Below are 14,461 nucleotides of genomic sequence, written 5' to 3'. Positions count from 1 at the left end.
AAAAAGGCTTATTCAGCAATCACTGAATAAGCCTTTTTTTTGCTTTGATTAAAGCACCATAACTATCACTACCTTGTCTTCTACTTCTCAGACAATGAACATGCCCCTTATATATAGTCAAAGAAATCTAAAACAGCTACAAGGCAGCCTACCACAGATTGTACATATCGTACCTCTAAGGAGGGTAACACCGTAGCGATTTAGTAGTTCGCTGACTATATATCTAAAACTCGACCATTCCAGCACGGAGTTGCTCAATCAGCTCCAAAAGCTGCTGACGCCATTCACGTATAGTGGCCTCATCAGGCAACCATTGATTCGATAAAGTGACGACATTCACAATGAGATCTGGCGAGGCGGACGAACTACTTGGCGTCTCGTCTACGACGATATCTGGTGGCACAGCATAGAGACAGCGTTGATAAGCGCGATCTATATTGGCAACAAAACCTTGCTGCTGCAATTGCTGCAAGCGTTGGATTTCAGGAGATACCTGTGTGCGCTCTGTCAATGCTTGTTCGATATCTAGCAACGTGGGTGACGTCATATTTAAACTATAAAAATGTCCCAGTTCTTGGATAAATGCCAGCAATGCACCATGCAAATGAAAGATAGCCGTTTCGCAATGGGCTTGGTATAACTGCTTATCGTTGGCACTTCCCGCTGCTTGGCAGGATAAACGACAAAAATACAGCTTTTGGTTGGTTCGATCTGCTTGATACTTGGCGACACGTGTTTTACCTGCCATCTGCTAATTATCCTTTTATGAATAGTGAATTTGAGCGTATTTTCCAGTGTACTATTTTTTCTGATAGTAGCACCATGCCTTTCTCAGTTTTTTACACACACAAAAAAGCCAGCAACGGAGGCTGGCTTTTTATCAAGTTAAAAATGAATCAAAGACGCTGACTGCTCTTAGTTGTCTTGATTTAACTCTTGAGCAAAGGCTTCATCAAAGCTTGCAAAGTCTTTACTATCAGTGCTCGCTGTCATATCAAACGCTGCATTAAGATCTTTATCTTGTAGCTTCTTATCTGCTTTGTCTTTACGTGCTTTATGATAAGCAAGACCCGTACCTGCAGGAATCAAGCGACCAACGACCACGTTTTCTTTCAGGCCACGTAACTCATCCACTTTACCAGTAACGGCAGCAGCAGTTAGTACGCGGGTTGTTTCCTGGAAAGAAGCCGCTGAGATAAAGCTTTCTGTTGCCAGACTTGCTTTGGTGATACCTAACAACTGACGCTCAAACTGTACTGGGAACTTGTCTTCCGCTTCTAGCTTAGCATTCAATGCTTTGATATCAGCATACTCGACCTGATCACCTTTAAAGTGATTTGAATCGCCACCATCGGTGATTTCAACTTTACGCAGCATCTGACGAATAATTACTTCGATGTGCTTATCGTTGATTTTCACGCCCTGCAGACGATAAACGTCCTGTACTTCGTTGACGATATAATCAGCAAGTGCAGTCTGACCTTTCAAACGCAAGATATCATGTGGGTTCTGTGGACCATCAGCGATCACTTCACCACGAGCTACCGTCTCGTTTTCAAAGACGTTGATTTGACGCCATTTCGGGATTAGCTCTTCATGGATCTCACCATCTTCATTGGTAATAATGAAGCGGTTCTTACCTTTGGTCTCTTTACCAAAGCTAACCACACCAGACATTTCTGCCATGATGGCGTGATCTTTCGGACGACGTGCTTCGAATAGATCAGCAACACGTGGTAGACCACCGGTGATATCTTTAGTACCAGAAGATGCTTGTGGTACGCGGCCTAGGATCGAACCGGCTGCTACTTTTTCACCATCGCTGACGCGAATGATGGTTTCAGCTGGTAAGAAGTAAACCACTTCTTTACCTTCGTCCGTGTTCAAGATAATTGCAGGACGTAAGTCTTTCGCTGAGCTTGAACGGTCACGAGTAGCAAGAATCTCAAATGAGCTCATACCAGTCGCGTCATCAACCTTCACAGTAGCCGTCAAGCCATCAGTGATGTCACTGAAGCGTGCAGTACCAGCGAATTCTGTGATGATAGGATGCGTGTGCGGATCCCATTTAGCGATGGTCTGGCCGCCTTCAACATAATCTTCGCTCTTCACAAGAACGCTAGAACCATAAGGTACTTTATAACGCTCACGCTCACGGCCAAGTTCATCGGTTAATGCGATTTCAGCTGAACGCGATACGATGACTAAGTGACCATCAGTATGTTGAACGGTTTTCATGTTTTCGAAATGCGCTTGACCAGCATTACGTACAGAGATGCTATTGTCTACAGAGGCTGAGCTTGCTGCCCCGCCCACGTGGAACGTACGCATGGTTAACTGAGTACCTGGCTCACCGATAGACTGTGCAGCCATGACACCGACTGACTCGCCGATATTCACTTTATGACCACGAGCAAGGTCACGACCATAACACTGTGAACACACGCCATGCTCAACATTACAAGTAATAACTGAACGTACCCAGATATCATCAATCGCGTTGCTGTCAAGGACGTTAACCCAGTACTCATCGATCAAAGTACCAGCTGGAACCAATACTTTATCAGCATCATCATTATAAGTAACATCACGTGCAGTCACACGACCAAGTACTAGCTCACCTAGCTTCTCAATGATTTCGCCACCTTGGATATGTGGTTTCATGAGTAGGCCTTCTTCAGTACCACAATCATCACTAGTGATAACCAAATCTTGTGCCACATCAACCAGACGACGAGTCAGATAACCTGAGTTAGCTGTTTTCAGTGCCGTATCCGCTAGACCTTTACGGGCACCGTGAGTTGAGATAAAGTACTGTAGTACCGTCAAACCTTCACGGAAGTTAGCTTTAATCGGGGTTTCAATGATTGAGCCATCTGGCTTGGCCATCAAACCACGCATACCAGCCAACTGACGAATCTGTGCCGCGCTACCACGAGCACCAGAATCTGACATGATAAAGATAGAGTTGAATGATTTCTGCTCTTCTTCCTCACCTTTGGCATTCAAGATCTTATCCGTTGCCAAGTTATCCATCATCGCCTTAGCGACTTTGTCATTGGTACGTGACCAGATATCAACCACTTTGTTATAACGCTCACCAGCCGTTACAAAGCCTTGCTCGAATTGATCTTCGATTTCGCGAACTTCGCCTTCTGCCACTTCGATGATTTGCTTTTTCAGTGGTGGAATGACCATGTCATCGATACCGATAGACACACCAGACAAGGTTGCTTGAGCAAAACCAAGATACATCAATTGGTCAGCAAACATAACACTCTCTTTTACGCCTACTTTACGGTAGCAAGAGTTGATTAAACGAGAGATGTTTTTCTTCGTCATTTCTTGGTTACATTCATCAAACGTCATACCTTTAGGCATGATGTTCCAGATAAGCAAACGACCAGCAACCGTATCTTTGATACTGATTTCTTTGGTTTCGTTACCCTCTTCATCAATATGCGTCTCTGTAACACGCACTTTGATTTTAGCGTTAACATGTAGATCGTTCGAACCAATAGCACGCAATGCTTCATTGACGGTAGCAAAAACCATGCTCTCGCCTTTAGCATTGATAGACGAGCGACTGATGTAGTACAAGCCCAATACAACATCCTGTGATGGTACGATGATTGGATCACCGTTCGCAGGTGACAAGATGTTGTTGGTAGACATCATTAGCGCACGTGATTCAAGCTGAGCTTCTAGCGTCAATGGCACGTGAACGGCCATTTGGTCACCATCAAAATCGGCGTTGAATGCGGTACAAACGAGCGGATGCAATTGGATCGCTTTACCTTCGATTAGTACTGGCTCAAATGCTTGCAAGCCCAAACGGTGAAGCGTTGGTGCACGGTTAAGAAGCACTGGATGCTCACGGATAACCATGGCTAGCATATCCCACACTTGTGGCTCTTCACGCTCTACCATCTTTTTGGCAGCTTTAATTGTCGTCGCCAAACCATGAGACAATAGCTTGTTATAAGTAAATGGCTTGAATAATTCTAGTGCCATTTTCTTAGGTAGACCACACTGATGTAGACGTAGTGTTGGGCCTACCACGATAACCGAACGACCAGAGTAATCGACACGCTTACCAAGTAAGTTTTGACGGAAACGACCTTGCTTACCTTTGATCATATCAGCCAAAGATTTTAATGGACGCTTGTTACTACCAGTAATAGCACGACCGCGGCGACCATTATCAAGCAACGCATCCACTGATTCTTGCAACATACGTTTTTCGTTACGTACGATGATATCAGGGGCGCTCAGCTCAAGCAGACGCTTAAGACGGTTGTTACGGTTGATCACGCGGCGATATAAATCGTTTAGATCTGACGTCGCAAAACGACCGCCTTCTAGTGGTACTAGCGGACGTAAATCTGGTGGTAGTACTGGTAAGATGTTCATTACCATCCACTCAGGCTTATTATTAGAATCACGGAATGCTTCTAACAATTTAAGACGCTTAGACATCTTTTTAAGCTTAGTCTCAGAACCTGTTTGCGGAATCGCTTCACGCAACTCATCAACTTCAAGATCGATATCGATATCTTTCAATAAGTCTTGAACCGCCTCAGCACCCATTTTGGCTGTGAATTCATCACCAAATTCTTCAAGGGCTTTGAAGTAATCTTCATCATCAAGCAATTGGTACTTCTCTAAAGAAGTCAGACCTGGCTCGGTAACGATGTAGCTTTCGAAATATAGAACGCGTTCGATATCACGTAGCGTCATGTCTAGCAATAGACCGATGCGGCTTGGTAATGATTTTAGGAACCAAATATGCGCAACTGGACTGGCTAAGTCGATGTGACCCATGCGATCACGACGAACTTTAGCGGTCGTCACTTCTACGCCACATTTTTCACAGATAACGCCTTGGAACTTACGGCGCTTGTACTTACCACATAAGCACTCAAAATCTTTTACTGGGCCAAAAATTTTGGCACAAAATAGACCATCACGCTCAGGCTTAAACGTACGATAGTTAATGGTTTCAGGTTTTTTTACTTCGCCATGTGACCATGACTTGATGACGTCAGGTGAGGCTAAGGTAATTTGGATGCTATCAAACTCTTGGTTACCGTTGCCGGTAGGGCTTTGCATGATATCGAGTAAATCTTTCAAGTTGCTTCTCCGTTATCTTTATAATCATCTGATAGCGTATTATTGACGCAAATAAGATGAATGAAGGCAATGAATAGGGTTGAGACAAATCACTAAAAGCAGCAGCGATGCGCGTACTGCTTTTAGGTTGACCACTAAGGATAATAATAGACTGAAGCCATATTTAAGTGGCTTCAGTCCGCCGTGCTTAATGGGTTTGTTTTAACTCAATATTAATACCCAATGATTTGATTTCTTTGGTCAGTACGTTAAACGATTCAGGCATACCTGGATCCATATACTGCTCACCATCAACGATGTTTTTGTACATACGCGTACGACCTTCAACGTCATCCGACTTCACAGTCAGCATTTCCTGCAACGTGTAAGTCGCGCCATAAGCTTCTAGTGCCCAGACTTCCATCTCACCAAAGCGCTGACCACCGAACTGAGCTTTACCGCCGAGTGGCTGCTGCGTCACTAGTGAATAAGAACCGGTAGAACGTGCATGCATTTTATCATCAACCAAATGGTTAAGTTTGAGCATGTACATATAACCGACCGTTACTTTACGGTCAAACTTCTGACCAGTACGACCATCATACAATGTCTGCTGACCATCACGGTCCATACCAGCAAGCTCTAACAAGTCTTTGACTTGGCTCTCTCTTGCACCATCAAACACTGCGGTACCCATCGGTACACCGCCACGTAAGTTGTCTGATAATGCCATGATGTCATCATCACTCAAGCTATCAAGATCAACTTGCTCACCGCCTACTTGGTTATAGATTTTGTCTAAGAAACCACGTAGCTCTTTGATCGCTGCTTGAGATTTGAGCATACCATCAATCTTCTCACCCAAACCTTTGGCTGCCATACCCAAATGCGTCTCTAGAACCTGACCGATGTTCATACGAGATGGTACACCAAGCGGGTTCAGTACGATGTCAACGGTATTACCATTCTCATCATAAGGCATGTCTTCGACAGGCATGATGCGTGATACCACACCTTTGTTACCATGACGACCAGCCATTTTATCACCAGGCTGAATACGACGCTTAACCGCTAGATATACTTTAACGATTTTTTGTACGCCGTGCTGTAAGTCATCACCAGCAGTCAATTTGCGTTTTTTCTCAGCAAATTTCACGTCGATGTCTTTTTGCTTATCAACTAAGTATTCAGCGATTTGCGTCAGACGCTCAGAGATTTCTTCTTCAACTGGCTGGATATCAAGCAATGTCTCAAGGCTCATATCTTTCATATCAGCCAATGCCATAACCGTACCAGCTTTCAGACCAGAACCACCACTGACTTTTTGGCCATCTAATAGATTACCAATACGACCACGTGCTGCGTCTTCAAAGATACGTAGCTCTTCTTTTAAATCTTTACGATAGCTGTCAAGTTGCGACTTTTCGATGGCACGTGCACGGGCATCTTTTTCAACGCCATCACGGGTAAATACTTGTACGTCAATAACCGTACCTTTGCTTGATGTTGGAACACGTAGTGACGTGTCTTTTACATCAGCCGCTTTTTCACCAAAAATAGCCCGGAGTAGTTTCTCTTCTGGCGTTAGTTGCGTCTCACCTTTTGGTGTGACTTTACCAACTAAGATATCACCAGCATCAACTTCAGCACCGATATAAACGATACCTGCTTCATCAAGACTTGATAATGCGGCTTCACCAACGTTTGGAATATCAGCAGTAATCTCTTCTGTACCCAATTTGGTATCACGAGCCACGCAAGTCAATTCTTGAATATGAATAGTAGTGAAACGATCTTCTTTAACCACTTTCTCAGACAACAAGATTGAATCTTCGAAGTTGTAACCATTCCACGGCATAAATGCAATGCGAATGTTTTGACCTAGTGCAAGCTCACCAAGATCCGTTGATGGACCATCAGCCAAGATATCACCCAAAGCAATCTCGTCACCTTGGTTAACAATGATGCGTTGGTTGATACAAGTGTTTTGGTTAGAGCGCGTGTATTTGACCAAGTTATAGATATCAATACCCGCTTCACCAGCGACCATTTCTTCTTCGTTTACACGAACAACGATGCGTGAGGCATCTACATCTTCAATCACACCGCCACGCTTAGCGATTACACAAACACCAGAGTCACGAGCAACATGACGCTCCATACCAGTACCTACTAACGGCTTATCAGCACGTAGTGTAGGAACAGCCTGACGCTGCATGTTCGAGCCCATCAAGGCACGGTTAGCATCATCATGCTCTAGGAACGGAATTAGGCCGGCTGCAACTGATACTACCTGACTTGGCGACACATCCATATGCGTCACTTTCTCTGGCGGCATACGAACGAATTCACCATAGCTACGCACACTGACCATCTCATCAGATAACGCGCCTTCTGCGGTTACTGGTGAATCAGCCTGAGCAATAACTGTACCGACTTCTTCGATCGCTGATAGATACTCAATAACATCTGTCACTTTACCATCAACCACACGGCGATATGGCGTCTCTAGGAAACCAAAGCTGTTGGTTTTAGCAAAGGTCGCTAGTGAGTTAATCAGACCAATGTTTGGACCTTCAGGAGTCTCAATCGGGCATACACGGCCATAATGGGTGTCATGTACGTCACGTACTTCAAAGCCTGCACGTTCACGAGTCAGACCACCAGGTCCTAACGCTGATACACGGCGTTTGTGAGTCACTTCAGACAACGGGTTGTTCTGATCCATAAACTGTGACAACTGGCTTGAACCAAAGAATTCTTTAACCGCAGCCGCTACTGGCTTTGAGTTAATCAAATCTTGTGGTGACAAGTTATCAGATTCCGCTGAGCTCAAACGCTCTTTGACCGCACGCTCAACACGTACTAGGCCAACACGGAATTGGTTTTCTGCCATCTCGCCTACTGAACGAATACGGCGGTTACCTAGGTGATCGATATCATCAACTTCACCGCGACCGTTACGAATCTCGATAAGCTCTTTTAGAACGTTAACGATATCATCATTGGTCAATACGCTGCGTTCACGTTGGATATCTGGATCATCAGTGTTGTCAAATTCAAGACCAAGACGACGGTTAAATTTCATACGACCGACGTTCGATAAGTCATAACGATCTGCGTTGAAGAACATGCTCTCAAACAGTTTTTCAGCAGTCTCAACCGTTGGTGGCTCACCTGGACGCATGACTTTATAAATTTCGATCAATGCTTCTTCACGGCTTGAGGTGCTATCAGCACGTAGCGTGTCAGCAATATAACTACCCTGATCGATATCGTTGGTGAACAAGATACTGAATTCTTTAATCGATTCACTGGCTTCAAACGCGCTCAATTTAACCAATAATTCATGATCAATTGGCGTGTTAGCACGAGCGATGACTTCATCATTAACAATGATGTCTTCGGCTAGAATGCGCTCATATAAGTACTCATCAGGCACAGCAATCTTCGTCATACCTGCTTCTTCAAGCTGACGGATGCGGCGTGCGTTGATGCGTTTGCCCTGCTCTACGATCACATCACCTTCAGGTGATACGATATCGAACTGAGCCATCTCGCCACGTAGACGATCAGCAACCAGATCAATCTCAAACGTCTCTTCGGCTTTATATACGGCGACTTTATCAAAGAATAAATCTAAGATTTCAGAAGTCGTTAGACCAAGTGCACGTAGAATGATAGAAGCCAATAGCTTACGGCGACGGTCAATACGAGCAAAGACTAAGTCTTTTGCATCAAATTCAAAGTCTAACCAAGAACCACGGTAAGGAATGATACGGGCGTTATAAAGTACTTTACCACTTGAATGTGACTTACCTTTATCATGGTCAAAGAACACACCAGGTGAACGATGTAACTGAGATACGATAACACGCTCAGTACCATTGATAATGAAAGTACCGTTAGCCGTCATCAAAGGCATCTCGCCCATGTAAACGCTTTGCTCACGGATATCTTTGATAGCAGCTTTGCTGTCTTTGTCTTTGCTGTCTTTGTCTTTGATGATCAAACGGATTTTGACACGCATAGGCGCAGCAAAAGTTGAACCACGTAAGATACACTCACGCTCATCAAATTCAGGCGTACCTAAATAGTACTCAACAAATTGTAGCTCTGCATTACCAGAGTGACTCTCAATTGGGAAAATAGAGGAATACGCAGCTTGCAAACCAGTATTCTCACGAGCTTTTGGCTTTTTGTGCTCTTGCAAAAATTGCTCATAAGAATCTACTTGAATAGACAGTAAATAGGGAATGTCCATTACAGTGGGCAATTCAGCAAAACTTTTGCGAATACGCTTTTTTTCAGTATAAGAATATGCCATCGAGAGTCCTTACAGTAAACGTGGAAACAAATTAAAAGCGTGGCCAGTATGCATAAATACGATGCAAACGTGGCGACGTAAACGATAATATAAAACGGGTCTTCGTGTTCAGTTCTGTCTTTTCTGTCACTTACTACTTTACTCACCAGTGCTTGCTTAGCACACTTCACTTAATCTTGTCGGTAATGCCAGAGTTTATGGTTGGTGAATCAGTCTATATGACTGTTGCAACCACAAAATTCAATATCACATTGATCTATAATTCATGGCCTATCAGGCCTACTTTATAAATACGCTAATAAAAAATAACGTCTATTAGGATTGCATCTAGGCTACTTGCCATCTAAACTATTTACTATCAAACCAAAGCCGCTACAAATACGTACTGTCTATCAATCCAATCACTGACAGTAAATTTACATTCAGCGAGCAACCTAAGGTCAAAAGCTTTTCAGAATTAATAATAATCGGGGTAACTATAACTTCTAGAATCAGTATAAACTATAGTGTTAATAGGAAAGCATGCAGACACAAAGAAATGCCAAACATCTACGGACGTTTAGCTCATATTAACTGATTTCAAAAACTGGTATGTGTACTTGCATGTATATCGTGTGTCCTTTTGATGGGTATCCACCGTGTTGTTGCATACGACTGTTGGCAGACACAAAAGGTCAAGCTACGAATTATAATAAAAAAAAGCTGGCAATGCAAGGCATTACCAGCTTTTTTTAGTACAGCGTTAAACTTATTTCAGTTCAACAGTTGCACCAGCTTCTTCAAGTTTCTTTTTCAACTCTTCAGCTTCAGCTTTGTTAACGCCTTCTTTGATTGGAGCTGGAGCGCTTTCAACCAAATCTTTCGCTTCTTTCAAGCCAAGACCAGTAGCTTCACGTACGGCTTTGATTACGCCAACTTTCTTCTCGCCAAAGCTGGCAAGAACTACGTCAAACTCGTCTTTTTCTTCAGCAGCAGCAGCAGCAGGGCCAGCAGCAGCAGGTGCAGCAGCAACAGCAGCTGTTACGCCGAATTTTTCTTCCATAGCGCTGATTAATTCAACGATATCCATTACTGACATTTCAGCAATTGCGTTTAACACGTCATCTTTAGATAGTGCCATGAGAACTCTCCGTTATCTGATAAAAATTAATTGATTCTAATATCGCTTTGATTGCTTGCCACAGTTTTAAGTAGTGTTGGCAATGAATTGCAACCAAGAATAGCGATGTTAAAGTTACGTTAAAACAAGCAATTAAGCAGCTTCTTTTGCGTCTTTGATTGCCGCTACAGTGCGAACTAACTTGCCAGGAACAGCGTTCATAGTCTGGACAAGCTTGGTCACTGGTGCATTCATAGTAGCCATCAAGATAGAGAGTGCTTCGTCGCGAGTTGGTAGCTTCGATACGCGCTCTAGCTCTTCTGGACCATAAACAACACCACCGACTGATACTAATTTGGTCTCTAAAGCTTTGTTATCTTTGCTAAAGTCGAAAACGACTCTTGCTGCAGATCCCAAGTCTTCCATAGAGAAAGCCAAAAGTAGTGGACCAGTCATACGGTCTGACATGCTCTCAAACTTAGTGCCTTCAAAAGCGCGTTTTGCTAGTGTGTTTTTTACCACTTTCAAAACAACGCCTTTTTCACGGGCTTGTTCGCGCAGCTTAGTAAGCTTTGCAACACCAATACCGTGATATTCGGCAGCTACTGCTGAGTAAGCATTAGCAGCAACTTCAGACACTTCAGCCACAACTTGTTGTTTTTGCTCTAGCGTTAATGCCATAAGTTGACTCCTTTAATCTTATCAATCTGCTCAGTGTCTTAATGACTAAAAACCGAAGTTCTCAATGATCAAGCGACTGACTTAGATTGACTTGATACGACACGTTACTTCTAAACTCTATAGCAATAGATTTTATTAGTAACGACTGATTACGGCACCGTTATCAGAATGACATCAAGTGATAGATTGAACTATCGGCTCTTATCAACAACTGGGTGGATCACCGTCTGCGTAGGACAACTAAGATTTTCATCTGTCGTCGATTAACAAGAATAACTCGTTCTCATAATTAACCATTCTAAGATCGTTATTTATGATTCTGAACCACTCTCTACCTACGGTCTTAGACAGCGTAGTAAATACTACGCTGACCTAATTTGTTAAATATAGTTTGTACTCATCATTCAAAATATTTGAAGAGTGGGTACTTAATTATTTTGCAGTACGATAAGGAACTGCATCGATCGTTAGACCTGGGCCCATCGTGCTAGACAAGGTAATTTTCTTGATGAAAGTACCTTTAGACGTAGCAGGCTTAGCACGCTTTAGATCTGTGATTAGTGCTTGAGCATTTTGCATAACTTGCTCAGCAGTGAAACCAACTTGACCGATAGTCGCATGGATGATACCAGCTTTATCAACACGGTACTGTGCTTGACCAGCTTTAGCATTAGTCACAGCTTCAGCAACGTTTGGTGTAACTGTACCAACCTTTGGGTTAGGCATTAGGCCACGTGGACCTAGGATAGTACCCAACTGACCAACAACACGCATAGCATCAGGAGCTGCGATCACAACATCAAAGTCCATGTTACCGGCTTTGATTGATTCTGCTAGGTCTTCAAAACCAACGATGTCTGCACCAGCTTCTTTAGCGGCTTCAGCAGCAGCGCCTTGAGCGAATACAGCAACGCGTTTGGTTTTACCAGTACCAGCAGGTAGGTTGGTTGCGCCACGAACTACTTGATCAGATTTACGTGGGTCAACGCCCAAGTTTACTGCGATATCAATAGACTCTTTGAATTTAAGCGCTGGCAAATCGTTAAGGATTTGAACCGCTTCTTCAAGAGTGTATTGCTTTTCGTTATCAATACGGCTTTGAATCTCTTTTTGACGTTTGGTTAGCTTGCTCATTTACACACCCTCCACGGTAATACCCATTGAACGTGCAGTACCAGCGATGGTACGGACAGCAGCATCAAGATCAGCAGCAGTTAAATCTGCAGTTTTGGTCTTAACGATATCTTCTAGTTGTGCACGGTCAACTTTACCGACTTTAGCAGTGTTCGGCGTACCAGAACCTTTAGCAATGCCAGCAGCTTTACGTAGTAAATATGCAGCTGGTGGTGATTTCATGATGAAGGTAAAAGACTTATCGCTATATACAGTGATCTCAGTAGGAATCGGTAGACCCGGCTCTTGGTTTGAGGTCGCAGCGTTAAATTCTTTACAGAACGCCATGATGTTCACGCCTTTTTGACCCAAAGCTGGACCAATAGGTGGTGAAGGATTTGCTTTGCCTGCAGGCACTTGCAGTTTGATGTAACCATCAATCTTCTTAGCCATGATACTCTCCTAAATGGGTAATAACGCTGAATCAAACCGATATATATCCGATTGACTAACAGCTCCCCGGTTGATGAATTCGTTGTGGGTTTAGTCTAGCTTCTCAACTTTACTAAACTCAAGCTCAACCTGAGTTGGCCTGTTAAATACGTTTACAGTCAAATGTAGTTTAGATTTCTCGTAATCGACTTTTTCAACCATTCCCTTAAAGTCAGTGAATGGACCGTCGATAACCAATAACTCTTCGCCTGGCTCAAATAGAGTCTTAGGACGAGGGTCAGTTTCAGTCTGATTCAAACGGTTAAGAATACGGTCAGCTTCTACTTGCGTAATCGGTGCAGGCATCTCAGGCGTACCACCGATAAAGCCCATAATACGTGGACACTCTTTAACGATGTGCCAAGTATTGTCATTCATTTCCATTTGGATCAATACGTATCCTGGAAAGAATTTACGCTCACTCTTACGCTTTTTGCCGTCTCTCATTTCGACGACTTCTTCAGTAGGGACCAATACATCACCAAATGACTCAGTGAAATCACTACGATTGATACGGTCAGTTAATGAACGTTGTACTTGTTTTTCATATCCTGAAAACGCTTGGACAATATACCAACGCATATCACGCTCCTGATCGTTATAAATTAAATTGTTGTCGGAAAATATCAAATTACTAGTCACTAATACGTGCTATTAACCGATAAAGATACCAACAAACCAATTAAAAAAGTTATCTAACAACCAAACAAAAAACCCAGCAATCGCAATCACAACAATAACTTGCCATGTGTATTGAAAGGTTTCGTCTTTACTTGGCCATGTCACTCGGCGTAACTCAACAGTGGCGTCTTTTAGCAAAATCTTAAAAGCACGACCTTGATGCGTTAATGCCAAGCATACTAATGCAAATACAATAAATGCGACAATAATACCAATACGTACCCAAACATCGTTGGCAGGTTGCCAATAGCCTGGTAGGTATTGATTAACTAGAGTCGCACCGATTAAAACAGCTGCAGCAAGTAGCCACAAAATCACATCTTTTATTGAGCCAGTCTTAGCAACTTCAACAGCAGAAGTACCGCTCGCTGAGATATGCTTATCTTTAGACAGCATTCCACCAGCAACTGCCTTGGCATCAGATAACTTAGTCTCGAGGCTATCCTGATTATTGCTCATAAAGAACTCGCTTCGGAGATGGTGGGGTACAACAAAGATGAGATAAGAAGATGGCAGGCGATGTAGGACTCGAACCTACAACCCTCGGTTTTGGAGACCGATGCTCTACCAATTGAGCCAATCGCCTATGGGTGTAAAGGACAGCATTATACAATATTCAGCATAAATTGCAAGCCTTTGACGGTAAAATTATCATTTTTACCTGATTTTACACTTATTTAGAAAGGTTGTAGTGTTTACAACTCCCCTACTATCGCTGAGGTTAGCGACTCGCAATAAGTGCAGCGCCAATATATCAAGCTATGCCACAGATTACAATACGATATATCATAAATAAATTCTGATTTTATCAATTAAAGCTATGAGGGACTATTGATGTTTGAAACAGCACTTTCTTTACTCAGTTGTAGCCTTAAACAAAAAAAAGCCACCCAAAACAGGGTGGCCTTTTTATGACTAACTTAGCAGCTCATTACTGAGACTAATAGATTAGTTTA

General features: G+C 43.1%; 9 protein-coding genes and 1 tRNA gene. All 10 read right to left on the bottom strand.

The window, feature by feature from the left end; genetic code table 11:
* Positions 1-223 precede the first annotated feature (223 nt).
* A complete protein-coding gene (locus IP510_RS09455; protein ID WP_194364544.1) occupies positions 224-748 on the bottom strand; it encodes a DUF6586 family protein in 525 nt (174 codons plus the stop codon).
* Positions 749-915: 167 nt separating this feature from the next.
* Positions 916-5,133: a DNA-directed RNA polymerase subunit beta' gene (gene rpoC, locus IP510_RS09450; protein ID WP_194364543.1), complete on the bottom strand. Its 4,218-nt coding sequence runs from the start codon at positions 5,131-5,133 to the stop codon at positions 916-918.
* A 187-nt stretch (positions 5,134-5,320) separates the two neighbouring features.
* Entirely contained in the window at positions 5,321-9,439 is a 4,119-nt protein-coding gene (gene rpoB / locus IP510_RS09445; RefSeq protein ID WP_194364542.1) for a DNA-directed RNA polymerase subunit beta, read from the bottom strand.
* A 748-nt stretch (positions 9,440-10,187) separates the two neighbouring features.
* Complete coding sequence (gene rplL / locus IP510_RS09440; protein WP_011514491.1) at positions 10,188-10,559, bottom strand: 50S ribosomal protein L7/L12; 372 nt, start codon at positions 10,557-10,559, stop codon at positions 10,188-10,190.
* A gap of 132 nt (positions 10,560-10,691) precedes the next feature.
* Positions 10,692-11,219 (bottom strand): 50S ribosomal protein L10, encoded by a 528-nt coding sequence (gene rplJ, locus IP510_RS09435; RefSeq protein WP_194364541.1) that lies wholly within the window; start codon positions 11,217-11,219, stop codon positions 10,692-10,694.
* A gap of 432 nt (positions 11,220-11,651) precedes the next feature.
* Positions 11,652-12,353, bottom strand: coding sequence for a 50S ribosomal protein L1 (gene rplA, locus IP510_RS09430; RefSeq protein ID WP_194364540.1), 702 nt, complete (start codon positions 12,351-12,353; stop codon positions 11,652-11,654).
* Positions 12,354-12,785 carry a 50S ribosomal protein L11 gene (rplK, locus tag IP510_RS09425; RefSeq protein WP_194364539.1) on the bottom strand — a complete coding sequence of 144 codons (432 nt, stop codon included), beginning with the start codon at positions 12,783-12,785 and terminating at the stop codon, positions 12,354-12,356.
* 90 nt (positions 12,786-12,875) lie between these two features.
* Positions 12,876-13,406: a transcription termination/antitermination protein NusG gene (gene nusG, locus IP510_RS09420; protein ID WP_194364538.1), complete on the bottom strand. Its 531-nt coding sequence runs from the start codon at positions 13,404-13,406 to the stop codon at positions 12,876-12,878.
* A 72-nt stretch (positions 13,407-13,478) separates the two neighbouring features.
* Positions 13,479-13,964 (bottom strand): preprotein translocase subunit SecE, encoded by a 486-nt coding sequence (gene secE / locus IP510_RS09415; RefSeq protein WP_194364537.1) that lies wholly within the window; start codon positions 13,962-13,964, stop codon positions 13,479-13,481.
* A gap of 51 nt (positions 13,965-14,015) precedes the next feature.
* Positions 14,016-14,091, bottom strand: a tRNA-Trp gene (locus IP510_RS09410).
* Positions 14,092-14,461: the final 370 nt, after the last annotated feature.

Source organism: Psychrobacter sp. NG254 (assembly GCF_015277735.1).
Lineage (GTDB): Bacteria > Pseudomonadota > Gammaproteobacteria > Pseudomonadales > Moraxellaceae > Psychrobacter.
Note: the sequence above shows the minus strand (reverse complement) of the source record. Positions and strands in the feature narration are given on the sequence as shown.